Consider the following 16,676-nt stretch of genomic DNA (forward strand, 5'->3'; position numbering starts at 1 on the left):
CGGGTAAGGACAGTACAGCCCCGACGTGACGATGCTGCGCGCAAGCACGGACTTACCAGCGGGCCCGTGAATGGTCATCGACACATCAACGTGGCGGTGATAGTCGCCCGAAAGGAACAATACATCTTCGATCTGCTTCTCCGCGATAAATCCCAGCAGGTCAGCAACGCTTTGGGGAAAACGCTGCCAGCCGTCACTCCYGAGTGCGTTTGCGGGGCTGGTCTGGCCCATCTCATGCGCTTCCTTGAACCAGGGCGCGATGGGTGAGCCCGTGACGATCACCTTGGGGCGGCGACCATACTTGGGGTCCTCATGCAACTCAACGAGCCATTCCTGCAAAGCTGACATCTGTTCAGCCTGCATGATGAATGAACCACTGCGGTCGACGGTATTTGCATCCMTTCGCTCCGAGCGGGTGTCACAAAGAAACACCGCGAAGCCGCGGAGGGTGAAATGGCGCCAGGCAGGATCCCCCGCTGTCCGCTTGGGGCCAGCATCAAGCTGGTACCGCTGCCAGACGTCCTTCGCAATGCAGAATTCGTGCGGCCGACTCGCGGCCGTGAGATTGTTGTAATCGTTCCTGAACTCGTGGTCGTCCAACACCATGTACGTGGGACGTCGGCGCATAACCTCTCGTTGATACGGGGAAGACCAGGCTTCGTGGTGCGTATCCAGAACACGCGACTTGGCGCCGCCGGCGTGGCCGGTCTCCACTCGCATGTCGACATACACCTGGTCGCCGGCGAGGATCAGGCCGTCTATCGGCGCGTGTCCTTTGGGAGGAACCTCCGAAAGCTGGCGAGCCACGTTACCCATGGATGCATCGGCCTGATCCCGGTCAAAGAGCATCGGCCGTTGGCGGCATGCGCCGAGCACCAGCCCCAGATCGGTGGATCCCTTTTCCCGCATGCGGCGCAGCCAGGATGGATCGAGCCGCAAGCCCATGGAGACCTCGTTGGGTGTCCCCAGACGACGCGACGTACGACGCAATGCCGCACGTTTATCCATAACCTTCGACGCCAACGCCTGAGGGCTGTCCGGCCACTGGCCATGGACCGCCGCAACCAGCAGTTGAACGGGCTCGTCTGTTGCTCCGACATCCTCGGGCAGATAGGTGACGACAACGTTTTCATGGCGGTCGCGAGGAAGCACGTCAATCTGAGGCATCCGAAGCGGCTCGCCCTCCGCCGCGAGCACGCTGGCCACCGCCTGAAGGTCGCGACCCGGGTCATCAACCCGGATGCCCACTCGCAATTCCAGCATGTCATCGCCGGTCAACTCGACATGCCCCAGCCATGGACCAACACGGGGCAGTCGAATCTCCCCAGCATTGTCAATTCGGGCCTTTCTCTTATTCAGCGTTCCAGCCTTGAGGCGCGCGTTGACGCTGTTCAAATGTGTGGCCACATGCTTGAAGACCGCTTCCTTTGCCCAGCGGCCGACTACGCAGTCCAAGTGACCATGTCGAGGTACACATCGGGCGGTCACGTCAACGCCCACGCTCTCCAGCAATTTCTTGTTGCGCTTCAGCGTACGTGGCTTGAAGGTCTTGTTCTTGGCTCCGTGCAGCAAGAACACTGGAAAGCTGAAGTTCTCGAATAGACTTTCGGTTGTGACCAGGACATCTTCGCCTGCGTGATTTGTCAGGCGGTGCCCGAATGCGTACTGCGCGGTCTGCTCATACGTGGTGAGGTTGCAGCTGCCCAGCAGATCGTCCATGACCGCCAGCAGTTCAGGCGTCATGTTCTCGTGCTCGAACAGCTGACCAAAAATCGCCGCCGAACGATTGGCGTTTGTGCGACTGGCATTTCGCTGCACGTCGCCGGTCAGACGGTAATGTTCTCGCTGCTCTTTCGGATACAGAAACGTTCCAATGATGCGGTCCAGCATGGATTCCGCGTCGGTTATGTCCTGACTGGCGACGCTGTGAGCCTCTGTCATGCCCATCAGTTGTCGCAGGCGCGCGGCCATATAGGCGCGTGCCCGGCTGTTGCGTGGCAATTCAACCTCTGGACCGACCTGCATCAGCGCCGCGCCAGCCACCAATGATTGCGGCCCACTGCTGCCAGGTACCGTACTGTTCAGATGACCACTCAAGGCGGCCATGCAAAACATCGCTGAGCCGATGCAGTGCGCAACCACCTGCACCTGCCCTCCACCAGTGGTCTTGCTGATGTACCTAATCAGCGCGGGGATATCTTCACGCGCGACCTCATCCATCGTCCATTGGCGGCGAGAACTCTCCAGTCCAATGCTGGTGCGCAGCTCCGCGACCCAGACGTCATGCCCCTGCGTCGCTAGCCATGGCGCCATAGGCTGGGTGATGGCGGGGTGGGTGAATTGGATGCCGCCCGAGCCAAAGCCGTGCAGGATGAGCACGGGCAGGCCACCGTTGTCGTTCTTAGGATCGCGAATCCGTGTGAGTCGCAGGCGCAGCGGTGTGACCGTCAACGAGGCGGCTTGGGGCAAGGGCTGCTTCGGCAACGCGGGCGTCACCTCGACAGTGTGAACTTCGATCTTCAGGTGGTTGAAGCCGCGCGCATTGGCCTCATCCGCGTAGCGGGTCGGCGGCAGTCGCTCCAGCCTGCGAGGACCACGTATTTCCGCGGGGTACTCGGCGCGGCGGAAGCTGAACATGTGCAGACCGAACATCACGCGTCCGAAATACAACCCAAGCGACGACATGTCACGCATAGCGGCCACGCCGTCTTCCTGCTTTCGCACGCGTATTGGGAGCTCATATCGGCTGAGCGCAGCCATCGGATCGAACTCGACCGTGGTGACATCGACCTCTAGGCCGGATGGCAGGCGCGCCTGCAACTTCAGCTCGGAGATCTGCCGCCAGGGATTCGCCGACTCGGGGTCATCGCTGTCCGGCAGCAGATAACCGACTCGCTTCGCGCCGAACAGTACGGTGCCCTTGGGCAGCTTGTAGACGCGACCATCGGGCGAACTGTTGAGAGACCATTCCCGGTCAAGCGGTTCGAACGTGTACGCCAGCAGCCGAACCGCACCAAAATGTGTCGCGCCGATAAGCTTGTTTCCTACTCCCTCGAAAAGGCTGCGTCCGAAATGCCGCGCCTCTGCGCTATCGGCGGCAAGGCGATGCCGGATGAAGTTGCACGCGACCCGCCTGATTCGCGTCCCCACCCAGCTTGGCTCGATTGCCATCCACCGCACTTGGCCGCGCAGCCACAACGGAGTGCTGCCCGGCAGCCGCTCTATCTTGACGGAGTCGTCGGGGGCGCACTCGTCAATATCGCAGTTCCAATTCTGGGTTTCGACGTCGGTGACGACGGCCGGCTCCGGCTGGGGGTGGGAAGCGGGTCTCGTGCTCCTTTCGGTCTCGATGTCAAAGCGCGCGAGAAGATCGACGTTTTTGTTGGGGGAAGCCAGGAACGACTGCAGGTCCTCGATCTCCGCAAATCGCGCCCGCACCGAGAGTCGGTAGTCCAATGTCGGGTCGCCGCCGAGATGCGGCGGCAACTTGCCCTGCATTCGCTCTTGGAAGCGGACAGATGTCGGATGTGCCACGCGCGGCTCTGTGCGAACAGCAGGCAGCTTTAGCGCGGGCAGGTCCTGTAGTTTGAGCTCAGACACTAGACGCCACCCCTGGTCCGCTACCCACTGGTCAATTGCACCTTCGGCAATCGCCGTGATGGTCAGCAATGGGTTGATGCCCAGTGCGGTGGGCACGATTGCCCCGTCCAGGATGTAGAGCCCTTCGTGCACCAGCCGATCGTGCTGCCCGGCGCGTTGCGTGCGATGCTGCTCTTCCATGGCACCACTCGCGGGCAGACCAGTGTCGAAGACCGCGCCGAAGGGGTCARCCACACCGTCGCGCGCGTTGTCAGCCATACGGCAGCCGCCCAGCGGGTGCACGGTGAGCAGCCGTTTCTTGGCCTGACCCAGGCCCAGGTAGTTCTCCTTGGGCATGAATTGCCACAGGGGGTTGTGCAGGAAGGTCGCGCCACCCGTGGCTGCGGAGGACAGCTTCTGGTTCATGGCGCGAAAGGCCGGCTGGTCTCCCACATGGGGCCAGCGCACCAGGAGTTCGCCGTCGCGCTCCGCGGAGGACCAGCCGACCGTCGGCTCGAGCCGCCCCTGCGCTCCGTCGTCGACATAGGCCACTGTCAGAAGGCTGCGTCCGACGGCAGGCACATCTACTGCATAAATGTCTGGATCGCCGCTGCTTTCACAGTTCAGGTTGAGTCGAGTCCAGCGGTGCGGCACCATCATCGTGGTGAGTATTTCGCTGAACACCCAGCCCAGTGCGCCGGGGATGGTCAGGTCCTGCACCGCGTGGCCGACCACGCGCTTGCTTCGAAAGCCATCATTCTGACGGGTCTGCCATCGCAATATTTGCGTGATCGTCGGCCCCGCCTGACGCTTGTCTGGAACGGTGTCTTCGTGCGGGCTGCCCCCCACTTTTTGGCCCAAATCGTAGATTGCCGACAGCACGTCCCCATTGGCGGAAAAGCCGCTGCCCAGCCGGCCCGAGACGGGTAGGCCAGCATCACGGGAGCGCATCAGAATCTCCGTACTGCCAAAGGTCCCCGCCGACAGCACGACATAACGCGCGCGCAGCTCGAAGAAGTCTCGGTCGTTTGGCAGCAGGCCCGGGTCCGTCAGGCGCCATTTGACCTTCCATCGGGCACCGTCTGCCTGAGCTCCAGGCAAGGCCTCCACGCTGTGTACTGTTGCCCCCGTAAAGAGTTTGGCTCGCTGACGCCACGCATCAGCAAGATAGTTGTGCGCCAACGTACGTTTGGCGCCAACGTTACAGCCGGTAAAGCAGTCGCCGCACTCGATGCAGGGCGCGTGCGGAGGCTTCTCCGCAGTTCCGATGCTCGCCTGCGCGGTGGGGGGCACGATGCTGAGGGTGGCCGGCACGCAGCTACTGCCCAGGCGCCGACTCAGTTCCTCCATCGCCGCCTGTTTCGGGACCCGTGAAGCGGGCCACAGCTGAGCGCCCAGATTCCGGCGGGCGCGCCCATAGAGCGACGCCCACTGATCCTTTGCGCCGCGCCAGGGTTCAGGCCACTCCACCCGAGCTAGGACTTCCGCGTCGGCGGGTTCGCAGACACCAGCGTTGATGAGCGAGCCTCCGCCCAGTCCGTTCGCAACCAGAGCGGCCACATCGCCACCCAGGCGCCAGTCCATGAGCCCCTCAGGGTTGACTGGCACGTCCATCATGCCGCTTCCGTTGGCACGCAAGTGTCCGACTAGGTCCGCTAGCCGGTCCGGGAAGCTGCCCGGTGTGTACTCGAGGCCGCGCTCGAGTACTGCAACCGACATGGGCTCGTCGCTCTGCCCTTCAATCAGCGCACTCAGACGCTTGGCAGCTACGGCGCCGCCGTAACCGCTTCCGACCACGATGACATCGAAGTGTGGCGCGGTGGTCTTGCCATCGGGCTGTCGGCCGGACTGCTGCCAGTGTTCGAAAGCCCGAGCCAAGCTTTCTGCGCCCTGTGACAACCACCTGCCGCCTCGTTGCATCCGTCAGCCCTCCTGTGCAAGCAAATCGATGATGGTGGTCACAAGCACCTCGCCGGTGACGGGTTTGTGCAGAACCGGCAAGCCGGTCTCGGCAAGCAGCCGCAACTTGTCGGGTGAGGTGTCCCCGGTGACCACTACGGCGGGCGCGACACAACCCGCCTCGCGCAGAGCCTGGATGACATCAATGCCTGATTCCTCGTCGCTGACCCGGTAGTCCACCACGAGAGCGTCGACGCGGGCATCATCAAGCAGCATGAGGCGAGCTTGCTCCGAACCTGCAGCGCCGCGGACTTGCCAGTTAGCGGCTTCGAGCATCAAGCGCAGCGCCTGACGGATGTCAGGTTCATCGTCGATCACCAGTACGCGAAGAGAGCCGCTCTTGGTGGCTGCCTTGGCCATCGAGGATGGTGCGAACGTTGGCGAGCTCGTTGCGTCGCTCTCTGTTCGGCCGGCCGGCAAGTCGAATTCGAATGTTGCGCCCTCTCCTTGCGAGCTCACGAGACGGATGGCGCTGCCTAGCAACGAGGTCTGCCGCCTAACAATGGCTAGCCCCAGGCCCATACCCTTGCTGCGACTGCGTTCCGGGTTGCCAACTTGGTAGAAGTCTTCGAAGACGCGGGATTGATCGGCCAATGCGATACCGATGCCGGTATCACGCACCGAAAGACGCACGAAGCGGCGGCCCTCGGCCTCGACAGCATGCGCTCCCAACGTGATTCGCCCGCCAGGCGGCGTGAACTTGATGGCGTTGCCGACGAGGTTGTCGAGAATGCTGCGGAGCAAGCTCTCATCGGTATTCACGACGAGGCTTCCAGGTTGTGAGCCCAGCTGCACGTCTATGGTCAGGCTTCCGAGCTCGGCATCTCGACCGAAGTCCTCTCTCAGCTGCGCGAACAGCGGCGAAACCTTCAATGAGCGTGGGGTCAGCTCGAGTGCACCGGCCTCGATCTTGGCGATGTCCAAGTACTTCCGCACCAAGGGTTCCGCATGTTCGAGCGCCCGCCCAATTCCCTCTCCGATGGCCTGAAGCGGCGCGTGGCCAAGTTGGTCCGCGTGCAGGCGAACTGCATCGCCGTACCAGCGCAGTACGCCCAATGGCTGGCGGAGGTCATGACTTGCAGCTGCAAAGAAGCGAGTCTTGGCAAGCACGGCAACTTCGGCACGCTGTCGCTCCTCGTCGGCGCGGCGGCGCTCGACCTCTGCGCGTTGACGTTCGGCCTCGGCTCGCAAGCGCTCGGCATTGACCCGGTCGACTTCTTCGCCCAGCTGACGCAGAGTTTGGCCATAGCTGCGCACATTGAGGACCAGCAAGGCGAGCAGCAAGGTCAGGAGGATGGCGATCCATCGCCCTTCGAAAGTGTTGCGAGTGAGCCAAGCGCCGACCTGCACGACGCCAAGGGGCACTACCCATGCGGCATAGGCTTTCACCAAGCCCGCCGCAGAGCCCAGGCCGCCGGCAGCCGATCCGATCGTGACCAGGGTGACAAGAAAGTGAACCTCGGTATTGCCGGTCTGAAAACCAACGACGATGGGCCACGCCCGTACGACGCCGAGCACGAAGAACCAAAGGTAGACGCGCCTCATGTCTGTTGGCTTGGGAACCGGTCGTGCCACTACCAGACGCTGGACGTAGAGAACTCGACCCACCTGCAGCACGCCACTGATGGCAACCCAGAGCAGGATCCAGCTCGACACTCCAGCGCGCATGAGTAGCCACGCGAGGAACACATCGATGACCGCCACCACGAACGGACTGCGACGAAGCTGGTCGCGTACAAGTTGGAGCTGTGACGCAGGCACGTCATCCCGTGCCGGCCTAGGGGATGCTGTGGTGTCAGTTTCCGCGAACACCGCCGCCCGCATTGCCGCGGCCCGTAACCTCGAAGACCGCCTCACCTCGCCGACGCACACCCACCACGCTCAGGATGCCGCGGACATGCGTCTTGACGGTGGCTTCGGTTATTCCGAGTTCGCGGGCGATCTGCTTGTCGCTCAGCCCGCGCACCATGATTCGGAATACATCAGTCTGGCGCTCGGTCAGTTCCGGGAAGCGCTCGCGCGGATCAAGGAGCGTTGCGGGTTCGGGTGCCGCGTGATAACGAGGGTTCGCTCGTGCAGCCAGTGTCTGAGCCGGCAGGTAGATACCACCACGGATGGCAATCTGGATTGCATCCACCAGATGAGATCCGCTGGCACTCTTGGTCACGACGCCCGAAAGGCCCAGCTCGAAGAGTAAAGCCGGCCAGTCGTTCCTGTCGGCGCCTGACACAACAAGGATTGGTGCTCGGCAACCCTGCGCGCGTAGCGCCTGGACCATTGCACGCCCCTGCATTTCCTGGCCGTCGCCATCCAACAGATACCAGTCGAGCAGCACCAGCTCGTAGTGCACGCTACCGGCGAGCCGCAGCGCCGTGTTGGCATCGGCAGTCTTGTCGAGCGAAAGCTCTGGCAAGGCGGCCTGCAGGAACGCTTCGAGCCCCTCCAGTACCAGTTGCTCGTCATCTATGACCAGTGCGCGCATCGAATCCTCGGCCGGAATCACGGAGAAACACCGTGAAACCGCAAATTTGTATTTGCCCGAGGTTAGCGCCGAGGCACGACAGCAGGCTTCATTCGAAAGATGGAGTCGCCTCGTTCGACTGCGCGAGGACGACGGAGCCGACCAGCTCTATCGTTGCTACGACAGCTTGCAAATCTTGCGTACCGGTAGCAATCCACGGCGCGCCCAATTTTGCACCATCCCGCCTCGGCGAGCTGCGACGGGCGTGTGCAATGGAGGTAACCACATCATGAGCAGCCAGCATTGGCCGGTTCCGACGGTACGCAACACTTCCCCCGCCATCGCGGTGAATGCGCTCTTGACAGCAGCGCTAGATGCGCTGGACGGGGGCGTGATGGTGTGCGATGCCCACTGCAGCCTGTTGGCCCAGAACCAAGCGGCGCGCTGGGAGTTGACCGATGGAGGCGTCCTTCGCCTGAGCACCGAGGGCATTCTCGACATCGCTTCCGGTCCCAGCCTGCAGGCTCTGAGGCGCGCGGTGCATGGTGCCGCCCTGCATCGCAGCCACCATCTGGTGCCTCTGCGACAGGGCGCTCAGATGCTGATGATCTCTGTTCAGCCGCTGCGGGTCGATGAGGCTGCCGAGCAGTGGGTACTGGTTCTCACCGGTCGGCGCGGCGTGTGTCCTGACCTCGCCGTACAGCATCTGGCTCGGCTGTATGACCTGACCCCAACCGAACTCTCAGTGTTGTCCAGCCTCCTGGCGGGCGTCCGCATTGCCGACCTAGCACGCGCAAGGAGCATCAAGTTGTCCACAGCGCGCAGCCACGTGGCGTCGTTGCGAGCAAAGATGGGCGTGCAGCGACTTGATGACATCACTAGGCTGGTAGCCGAACTACCGCCGATGCGAGGTGCATTGACGCGGTATGAACCTGTCTCCATCCCACCGTGCCATCCGGAGGCCAGACCGGCGATCACCGGTTTCCGTTCGAGCCAGCCGGTGCTTGTCTGATCCAACGGAAAGCTTGCTGAGCAGGGCCGAATCGCGGAGAAAGCGATACGGCTCAGCGACCTTGGCTTGTCCGAGGTGTTCCTTTTTCAAGGTGCCGCCATCGAGGCGCTGGATGACTTGCTTTAGGGATACAGCCTTCGGCTTGCAGGTGTCATCACTTGTGGGGATGCAGCTAGCCTGAGCGCACTCGGAAAATTACACGTGCAGCGCGTCCTGCGCGTTGAGGTGGGCACCGAGCTAACACCCACGCTGCTCCGGATCACGCAACGATCGCAACGCTAATGCCGCACTGCGGATCAGGGACGAACCATGGCGACAAGCACAGCGAATCAAGCGACCACGCCTCGCCGAGCAACCGAACGCTCTGCGTTCAAGCTCTACGCGGCGGGCTTTATGGGTGGAATTAGCCTTGCTCTTGGCGACCTGGTCACCAACGAACAAGCAGCTACCGTAATCAAGTTTCAGGGTGCGCTAAGAGCGCTCGACTGGCCTGGCATTCAGAACGGTGGTTCCGTGGGCCTGATCTTGATCGGAGTGCTCGGCGCGCTCTTTTGCTGGATCTGGCCGGTGACTTCACGCGGTGACGCCTTCATGCGGGGCTTTTCGGTATTTGCGATTCTTAGTGTTGGTACGCCGTTCAAGGTTTCCAAGGACCAATTGCCTGTGCAGCGCCCAGCGGATCAGTCGACACCGAAAGCTCAGAAAGTTCAGAGCGGCTTCACTTGGATATCCGAAGCGAACGCACAAGACGCAGCACCTCCCGGCGAAAAGCCGAATCGTCCGGCCAACGATGCTGTCTCCGCGACTGTGGCGATCGTGCACACGGGCGTGTCGTCCTGTAAGCCGCGCTATTGGGGCCTGTTCGGGCTTGGGTCCTTTCTCAACAACTCGCTGGAAATCTGCGAAACCGGGCACACGCTCCCCGTAGGTACAAAGGTCAAGATCCTGGAATGCTGGGACACAGGTCTGCGGTCGTACCGCTACGCGAGGATCGAGTACGAGTGGAAGGGCAGCCAGCAAATCGGCTGGGCTATGACAGGCCAAGCGCCGACTGTTTGGAGCTACGTTGTTCCTGAAGCGAGCGCTTTGACGCACTTGCCTGYCAGCTGCAAGACGTCTTGACAGCGCGTTCTTCGCGCCTACCTGCGCGATGTACTGGAGCGACTGCCAACTCATCCGGCCAGCCGCAGTCATGACCTGTTGCAACACCGCTGGCACTCAAGCCTTCAGCTTGCGCATCCACAGCGCACGGTTCAGGCTCACGCCTCGGTCGATGCTGCCAACCGGCCGGGTCTGCATCCGCTTGCCTTGCGCGCTGCAGCGTGGCTGTCCGCCGCGCATGACGTTCTCCTGCACCCGTTGAAAAGTCGTATGCGCACAGGAAAGGATTGATCACTGAGTGTTCAGGCTCAGAATTCGGACAACGTCACTCGCTGCGAAGCGGATCTTCCGCACTTCTTCATGCTGCTCGCAACCGCCGATTCTTAGGAAGACTGGATCGAATGCTCGTCGTGCCGGACTTGAGCCTCGACAGTGCTCGCAGCGTCTGCCGACTGAGTTCGAAATACTGCCGGGATGTGCCTTCGTCTCAGCCGGCCAGACGCTGAGCTGCGTTCTTCATGCCTTCGAAGATGAACTCAGCGACTTTGGCATCGAATCCTCTGGGCAGCGTTGCGCTGACCCTGGCGATGACGCTGGGAGTTTGTTCCACAACTTCATCGATCAGATGTTCCGCTGTGCGGCCATCCGCCGCCAGGACGCCGTGTCGCGCGCCCAGCGCTAGCCAATGGCGGCGCAGGATGTCGCGCATTTTCCAGTGCGCGTTTTTAGACCGCACGGCCATGGCCATCTTGGCCTTGAACGGTGAAATCTTCGATGGCCCCTCTCCCAGCACCGGATAGGCCGACAGCACGTCGTACAGCGGCGTCAGCTGGTAGCGGCCGTGCGGCCGCAAGAACAAGCTGAAGTTCTTGGCGTGGCCGTCTGTCGCGCAGAGCATCCAGAACAGCAGCTGCGCCTTGAAGAAATCACGGCGGTCCTGCTCGCGGGCCAACGAACCGTCGAGGACGTCGAATATCCGCTCCATGCCAGGCCCGCCGTCGGCCTCGTACTTGGCATCCGGTGGGATCCCGCTGGCCTGGCACATGTCTTCCTGTGGCAGGCGGATCAGACGGCTTTCCCCGGAGGGATGTTTCCACCACATCCGGTCGAACCGCTCGACCACCAACGCTTTCACGTCCTCGAACTGAAGTGGGTGGCAGGTGGCCACTGGCAACCCGAACTCACGCAGGATCAGCGAGCACAGCCACTCGTTCTCGACCGATCCACGCATGTCCAGCTTCATGCCGCCTATGAGGCCGAGCGGCAGCTTGTAGATATGCGTGGTGGGTGTGTTGCCGCTCGGAAGGCACCACTGGCCGTCCCGCAGCAGCAAAGCCGTCTTCTCCTGCGCGCCCGCAATCGAGATGCGGAAATCGTCCGCACCGTCCAAGCCTATGGCGTTCGAGGTTGTCGCGCTGCGCAGGACCTGGGCGATCTGCGCTTCAGTTAACTCGTCAGCCTGCAAGGGGGAGTCGCCGGCGGAGGCCGCATCCTCAGAAAGGATCTCAAGCGCGCCGACGCAGTCGCGGCCGATCTCGGCCAGCAACTCAAAGGCTTCGGTCGATCCCGTGTTGAAGCGCCGCGCCAGCCGCTCCCGGATGTCTTTGCTGTCCGGTAGCAGGTTCTCGAAGTAGGCGCGAACCTTGTCCCCGCGATGCGGCGCATTGCCGGGCATGAAGGGCAGCGACAGTGACAGCGGCCTCCCTTGCTCGGACTGTGTCCAAGCCAGGTCATATTGCAGGGCGTCGGGCGCGTTCGGCGCCAGGTTCCAGGTGCCAACCCTGGCGCCGTTCATCCAGAGACCTAGGGTGCGACTATGCGAGCGGCGGCCCATGGCTTACCAGCCCGGCTTGTCGGTCGGCGAATTGGAGGCAGCGGCGCTCTCCGCCGGTTTAGCGAGCGCCACTTCCACGCCAAAGATGTTGAACAGCCTCAGCAGACGGGCCGCACCCACCTTGTCCGCGTTTCTCTCCATCGCCGAATAGGTCTGCTGCGAGACACCCAGCCGCAAGGCCACCTCCTCCTGGGTCAGGCCTGCCTCCTTGCGGAAGGCCTGTAGCAGGGAGGGCAGTTGATCAGGCGTGCGAACGACGAACTGAACCATACAAGTCCTACGCTGTAATTTTAGTTTACAGCTTTTGATGTGTATGTTCAGTTTACATGCTGTGAGCAGTAAATTCAACCAACAGCTTCGGAGCTGTGGAGTTGCGCTGGATACGTGAGACTCATCAGCTATGCATTAACTCCAACGCGTCACCATCCGGCGGCTTGAGGAGACGCCACGGCTCAGTTCCCAGTGCTGTAGCCAGCCGCTGGATGTTGCCTAAAGACACGTTCCAGCGTGACCGTTCGACGGCAGAAACATAGGTGCGATCAAGTTCGCACTCCATCGCCAGATCTTCCTGCGACCAAGCCCTCTGAACACGGAGCAGCCGTACGTTGTATGCGAGCACGCCACGAACGTCATCGGGCGATGGCAGTTCATCCGGTGGCTTGGGCTTGGCTGACATGCCGCCAGAGTGCCGATGTGATAGATTTGCATCTACGGAGTTTGCTTCACGTAGTGCGCGTGATTGCTGCGCTCCGGCGTTTGCCTGCTTGGATCGCGACCCGACCGAGCGGGTGCGTCTAGATCGACACCGTGTGGAGTGATCTATGCCCTACTTCTTCTGGAAAACCCCCAAGTGGTTCGAAGGCGCGCTCTGCTGCCGGTATCTGGTCGTCCGGTTCGGCAAGCTACGAATTCCGATGGTGGAGGATGGGGTCAAGGTGACCTCTGAGTGGCACTGGGCACTCGGGTTCTTCACCGACGGTCAATGCCAAGTGCTCGGTGCGTGGCGTGACGACGGCGTTGGAACTGCCCAGCGGATCGCCAAAGACCTCAACGACCGAGGCATCGAACGCATCAAGTCCATCGCGGCGGATGACGATCTGGTTGAGGCGCTGGCCAGCCTTCGCCCCAAGGCGGGTAGAAGTTCCACGGATGAACTCGCCGAGTCCGGCGCCTTTGGCCGCCGCATGCGACGCGTGATCCGATGGACCGAAACAGCGGGGCAACAACTGCAGGTTCGCATGTCGCGCGTGGCAAAGGCTCAGCCGCCGTTTGCTGATCAGGCCGCAGCAGCAGACTTCATCGCGCAGGCGTTTCAACGGGCGGATCGCGATCTGCTGCATGACCGCTGGGACCGAAAGCACCCAACGCCGTTCGGCCAGGCCGCCTTTGTAGGGGCCGTCGCCCACGCCGCCTGACCGCCATGTCGGCCCGACTCTTGAGCAATTGGAAGGACGTTCTGGCGCGCGTGCGAGGCGCGCTCAGACGTCGCGGGCGGACCGAGCATGAAGCAGAGGACATGGTGCAGGAGGCTTGGCTGCGCCTGGTCCGTTACGAGGACGAGCAGGCGCCCATTGAGCAGCCTGAGGCCTTCCTGATGCGCACGGCGCTGAACCTGTCCATCGACGTGCACCGCTCGACTGCGAGTCACGGTGAGCATGTGGTGCTGGAGCACGCAGTCTTGATTGATACGGCGCCATCCGCTGAGGACTTTGTGCTCGCCAGGGAGCGCACCGCCCGCCTGGAGGAGGGGCTACGGCGTTTGACCGACAAGACCCGCGACATCTTTCTGGCTCATCGCCTTGACGGGTTGACCTACAAAGAGATTGCAGCGCTCCAGGGCATCAGCGTCTCCACGGTTCATCTGCACGTTGCCAAGGCCACATTGCGGCTCACGAGCTGGATGGAAGGTTGGTAGCCGTGCTACCGCCGGATGCGCCCGCCACGCCGGGGGCCCCCGACGAGCAGCCGCTCGTAACCCAGGAAGTCGCTTCAGAGGCCGCCATGTGGTTGGCGCGCCTGCACGGTCCCGACCGATCCCGCTCAACGGAACGCGAGTGCCTGGCGTGGCAAGCGCGGTCTGCGGCACATCGACTGGCGTTCGAGCGCTGCACGGACACGTGGCAGGACGTTGGCGGTATTTCGCGACGTGACGTCGCCCGGTCGCATGAACGTGGAGACGGCGGATCGGCTACTCGTCGAGTTGCATCGGCCGCCGTCGCGCTTGTCTGCGTGTCGACGCTGGCCTGGTGCTGGTGGCCAGCCGGCGACGAATACCGTACAGGTATGGGTGAGCAGCGCGTTGTGATGCTTTCGGATGGCACTCGCATGACGTTGAACACATCGACCGAGCTGCGCGTGGACCTGACGAAGACGCAACGGACCGTGAAAGTCATGCGTGGCGAGGCGCTGTTCGAGGTGGCGAAAGATCCAGGGCGGCCCTTCGCCGTGCGCGCTTTGGAAGCCAGTGTCATCGCCACGGGAACGGCATTCTTGGTCCGCGCAACGCCGGAGACCAACGGCGGTGATGGCCAGCTCGACGTCACGTTGATCGAGGGCCAGGTGATCGTGCAGGGCACCCACCCTCCTGGGACGGGCACATTGCCAACGCAGGTGGTCATGTCGCCTGGCGAGCGGCTAAGGCTAAAAATAGCGCAGGGGAGAGGCGCCTCGTCCGCGCCCGCAGTACGCGTGGATCGGCCGCGCGTTGAGCACTTGCTGGCCTGGAAGCGCGGCGAGCTATGGTTTGACGACGTGACGTTGGGGGAAGCTGTCGCGGAGATGAACCGCTACAGCGCCAGTCCGGCGATCAGCGTCGACGAGACGTTGTCCGAGACTCTGCGGGTAAGTGGCATCTACCGAAGCGGCGACAACCTCGGATTTGCCCGCGCGATTGCTCAGCTACACGGCTTGGCAGTCCATGAGAAGCAAGATCGCCTTGCGCTTGTACCTCCTTGAACCGCGCTGCTTTCCGAAGACAAGGAGGCAACGTGGGCGGCTGCTATGCAGCGGTTGCCGTCATCGGCGATCAGGCGCCTAATTCACGCGCTCTCGCATGAAGCAGACGCCGTCGCACCTGGCCAGCTGACGCGCTCAACGACCGGTGTCGAGACCCGATGAGTCGTGCCGGTGACTCACCACTTGGAAACGAACGCTACGGTGGCGGCATCCGCCCCACGCCGCGATGCAATGCGTCCCGCCTCCCATCGACGCCATTGAGAGACGTTGGGGCCACCGCCATTCAGCCGGGCGAAACGCTTTTCCCAACGACGTTAGAAACCATTTGACTGCAGTTCCACCGGTCCCCGTGGTCTGCTTCAAGAGACCCGAAATATGCAGTCGCCCAAGCTCCAGATTCAACGAGGCGGACCGCGAAAAAGGTAGCAACTTCGCCTGGTTCGATTACGGTGAGCTGAGCATGAGCGCCCAAGAGCTCTACATCTTGCAAATCACTCCTCACACCTTCGGGGCCATAGGCCTGAAGCGAAATCGTGGCAATCGGGTTCCAGATGGTCACGCTTCCTACGTTCTTCACCCGCATTGCTATGCCGTGCAAATTCTTTCCGGCCTCGGCGCTATGGACAGATACATCGAATGAAACCTCAGCCCGGAGAGCCAGCGTTCGACCTCGAAAGAAGCGGAAGTAGGAAAACACTGAAGCGACAACCAGGACCGACATCGTCACAAGACTGTTCAGTGCGGCGATCGCATCCTTGTGCGCAGCGAACCAAGCGAGTGACACGACGCCATGTTTAAACGAATTTAGGAGGATTAGGACGAGCGCCAGCAGTGACAAAGCAAAAACTAGTCCGCCCTGATGGCGAGTGAACCAATTTCGGCTCAGCATTTCAGATGAACAGCGCAAGGGTCAGCGCAATAACAATCGCGACGAGCAGTGCGATCGCTAACGGCCCTCGAACAGGAGGCTGGTGTCGACTCCTTTGGAGGGAATCCCTTGGGTGTCTGAACATGTGATGCCCTCCAGATGTAGGAGAGAAAGTCTACGCACTTTTCGTCCTCAGTAGATTAGGCAGTTGCCGCGACGATCCAGCCGAGGTGGGCCTTTAGGTGCTCGTGCAGGAGCCACACCCCCGCGAAATTGCCGCGAAACGCTGCGTCTATACGGGAGTCCCAGCAGCCCCTGAGCTTGCGTAGCGCCACCAGCGCATGCGTTGCAGCCTGAAGGTCGCCCTCCTTCAGGGCTGCATCCAGTATGGCTTTCAGCCCAGCCAAGAGTTCGGCAGGCTGCGCTTCTCGTGGGTTGACGGCGAAACTCGCCGGCCGGGTCAGCTTCATCCCTGCCGCCGTCAGCCGAGCAGCCCACGACCCGACGCCGTCATCATCTTTGCGCGGTTCTGTAAGCCATTGCTGAGCAAGCCTCCGACACGACCAGCCTGTGCGGACAGGCCGCTGCCGCCAAGCAGGCCGCCAACACCGCCGGCCAGCGAGCCTGGTTCACCTGATTCGCTGAACGGGTTGTCGGCCATCGGCCGATTGAGCAGGCCCGTGCCCACATCGCGCGCCTGGGCCGCCGGCATCGATAGGCGCTGTGCCTTGGTCCTTCGTTTCCTGCCATGCTTCAAGGTCCGCTTTGCGGCGCATGAACGACCTCACGCTGCCGGCCAGGAGCGGAATCTCGCTCCGGCGCTACCAGCGGCTGGTCAAGTCAGAAAGCTGTCGCCCAGCGTTTTACATGAGTGGACGGCCACAAGCAGGCGAAGCCTGCTTGTGGC

At 62.1% G+C, this 16,676-nt stretch carries 14 protein-coding genes and 1 pseudogene; 5 read left to right on the forward strand and 10 right to left on the reverse strand.

Going from position 1 to position 16,676, the window contains the following annotated elements:
• The 3 genes from ACXRVZ_RS25850 to ACXRVZ_RS25860 all read right to left on the reverse strand — a co-directional run.
• The coding region (locus ACXRVZ_RS25850) for an alpha/beta fold hydrolase (protein WP_458232992.1) at nt 1–5,499 on the reverse strand (5,499 nt) is incomplete at its 3' end.
• Between the two features lie 3 nt (nt 5,500–5,502).
• A complete protein-coding gene (locus ACXRVZ_RS25855) occupies nt 5,503–7,242 on the reverse strand; it encodes an ATP-binding response regulator (RefSeq protein WP_458232993.1) in 1,740 nt (579 codons plus the stop codon).
• Between the two features lie 91 nt (nt 7,243–7,333).
• Nucleotides 7,334–8,020: a LuxR C-terminal-related transcriptional regulator gene (locus ACXRVZ_RS25860; RefSeq protein WP_458232994.1), complete on the reverse strand. Its 687-nt coding sequence runs from the start codon at nt 8,018–8,020 to the stop codon at nt 7,334–7,336.
• A gap of 268 nt (nt 8,021–8,288) precedes the next feature.
• On the opposite strand from ACXRVZ_RS25860, the gene ACXRVZ_RS25865 reads away from it, so the two are divergent.
• Together ACXRVZ_RS25865 and ACXRVZ_RS25870 are read left to right on the forward strand one after the other, a co-directional pair.
• Nucleotides 8,289–9,011: a helix-turn-helix transcriptional regulator gene (locus ACXRVZ_RS25865; RefSeq protein WP_458232995.1), complete on the forward strand. Its 723-nt coding sequence runs from the start codon at nt 8,289–8,291 to the stop codon at nt 9,009–9,011.
• Nucleotides 9,012–9,320: 309 nt separating this feature from the next.
• A complete protein-coding gene (locus ACXRVZ_RS25870) occupies nt 9,321–10,133 on the forward strand; it encodes a hypothetical protein (protein ID WP_458232996.1) in 813 nt (270 codons plus the stop codon).
• A gap of 96 nt (nt 10,134–10,229) precedes the next feature.
• Here the strand turns inward: ACXRVZ_RS25870 and ACXRVZ_RS25875 are convergent.
• The 4 genes and pseudogenes from ACXRVZ_RS25875 to ACXRVZ_RS25890 form a co-directional block, all read right to left on the reverse strand.
• Nucleotides 10,230–10,382, reverse strand: a pseudogene (locus ACXRVZ_RS25875) (DUF932 domain-containing protein); the annotation flags it as partial.
• Between the two features lie 217 nt (nt 10,383–10,599).
• The gene (locus ACXRVZ_RS25880) at nt 10,600–11,946 is read right to left on the reverse strand and encodes a type II toxin-antitoxin system HipA family toxin (protein ID WP_458232997.1); all 1,347 of its coding nucleotides are present in this window, start codon (nt 11,944–11,946) and stop codon (nt 10,600–10,602) included.
• A 3-nt stretch (nt 11,947–11,949) separates the two neighbouring features.
• Nucleotides 11,950–12,216, reverse strand: coding sequence for a helix-turn-helix domain-containing protein (locus tag ACXRVZ_RS25885; RefSeq protein WP_458232998.1), 267 nt, complete (start codon nt 12,214–12,216; stop codon nt 11,950–11,952).
• A gap of 124 nt (nt 12,217–12,340) precedes the next feature.
• Complete coding sequence (locus tag ACXRVZ_RS25890) at nt 12,341–12,622, reverse strand: helix-turn-helix domain-containing protein (protein WP_458232999.1); 282 nt, start codon at nt 12,620–12,622, stop codon at nt 12,341–12,343.
• Nucleotides 12,623–12,767: 145 nt separating this feature from the next.
• On the opposite strand from ACXRVZ_RS25890, the gene ACXRVZ_RS25895 reads away from it, so the two are divergent.
• From ACXRVZ_RS25895 to ACXRVZ_RS25905, 3 genes are all read left to right on the forward strand, one after another.
• On the forward strand, nt 12,768–13,361 hold the full coding sequence (locus tag ACXRVZ_RS25895) for a hypothetical protein (protein WP_458233000.1): 594 nt from the start codon (nt 12,768–12,770) through the stop codon (nt 13,359–13,361).
• 5 nt (nt 13,362–13,366) lie between these two features.
• Nucleotides 13,367–13,861 (forward strand): RNA polymerase sigma factor, encoded by a 495-nt coding sequence (locus ACXRVZ_RS25900; RefSeq protein ID WP_458233001.1) that lies wholly within the window; start codon nt 13,367–13,369, stop codon nt 13,859–13,861.
• Nucleotides 13,862–13,947: 86 nt separating this feature from the next.
• Nucleotides 13,948–14,901 carry a FecR family protein gene (locus ACXRVZ_RS25905; RefSeq protein ID WP_458233002.1) on the forward strand — a complete coding sequence of 318 codons (954 nt, stop codon included), beginning with the start codon at nt 13,948–13,950 and terminating at the stop codon, nt 14,899–14,901.
• A 283-nt stretch (nt 14,902–15,184) separates the two neighbouring features.
• On the opposite strand, the gene ACXRVZ_RS25910 is transcribed toward ACXRVZ_RS25905, so the two are convergent.
• The 3 genes from ACXRVZ_RS25910 to ACXRVZ_RS25920 all read right to left on the reverse strand — a co-directional run bounded on the left by ACXRVZ_RS25910 (nt 15,185) and on the right by ACXRVZ_RS25920 (nt 16,481).
• Complete coding sequence (locus tag ACXRVZ_RS25910) at nt 15,185–15,790, reverse strand: hypothetical protein (RefSeq protein WP_458233003.1); 606 nt, start codon at nt 15,788–15,790, stop codon at nt 15,185–15,187.
• Nucleotides 15,791–15,969: 179 nt separating this feature from the next.
• Complete coding sequence (locus ACXRVZ_RS25915; protein WP_458233004.1) at nt 15,970–16,239, reverse strand: hypothetical protein; 270 nt, start codon at nt 16,237–16,239, stop codon at nt 15,970–15,972.
• Nucleotides 16,240–16,250: 11 nt separating this feature from the next.
• On the reverse strand, nt 16,251–16,481 hold the full coding sequence (locus ACXRVZ_RS25920) for a hypothetical protein (RefSeq protein ID WP_458233005.1): 231 nt from the start codon (nt 16,479–16,481) through the stop codon (nt 16,251–16,253).
• Nucleotides 16,482–16,676: the final 195 nt, after the last annotated feature.

The sequence above is a fragment of the Roseateles sp. P5_E8 genome, from assembly GCF_054177665.1.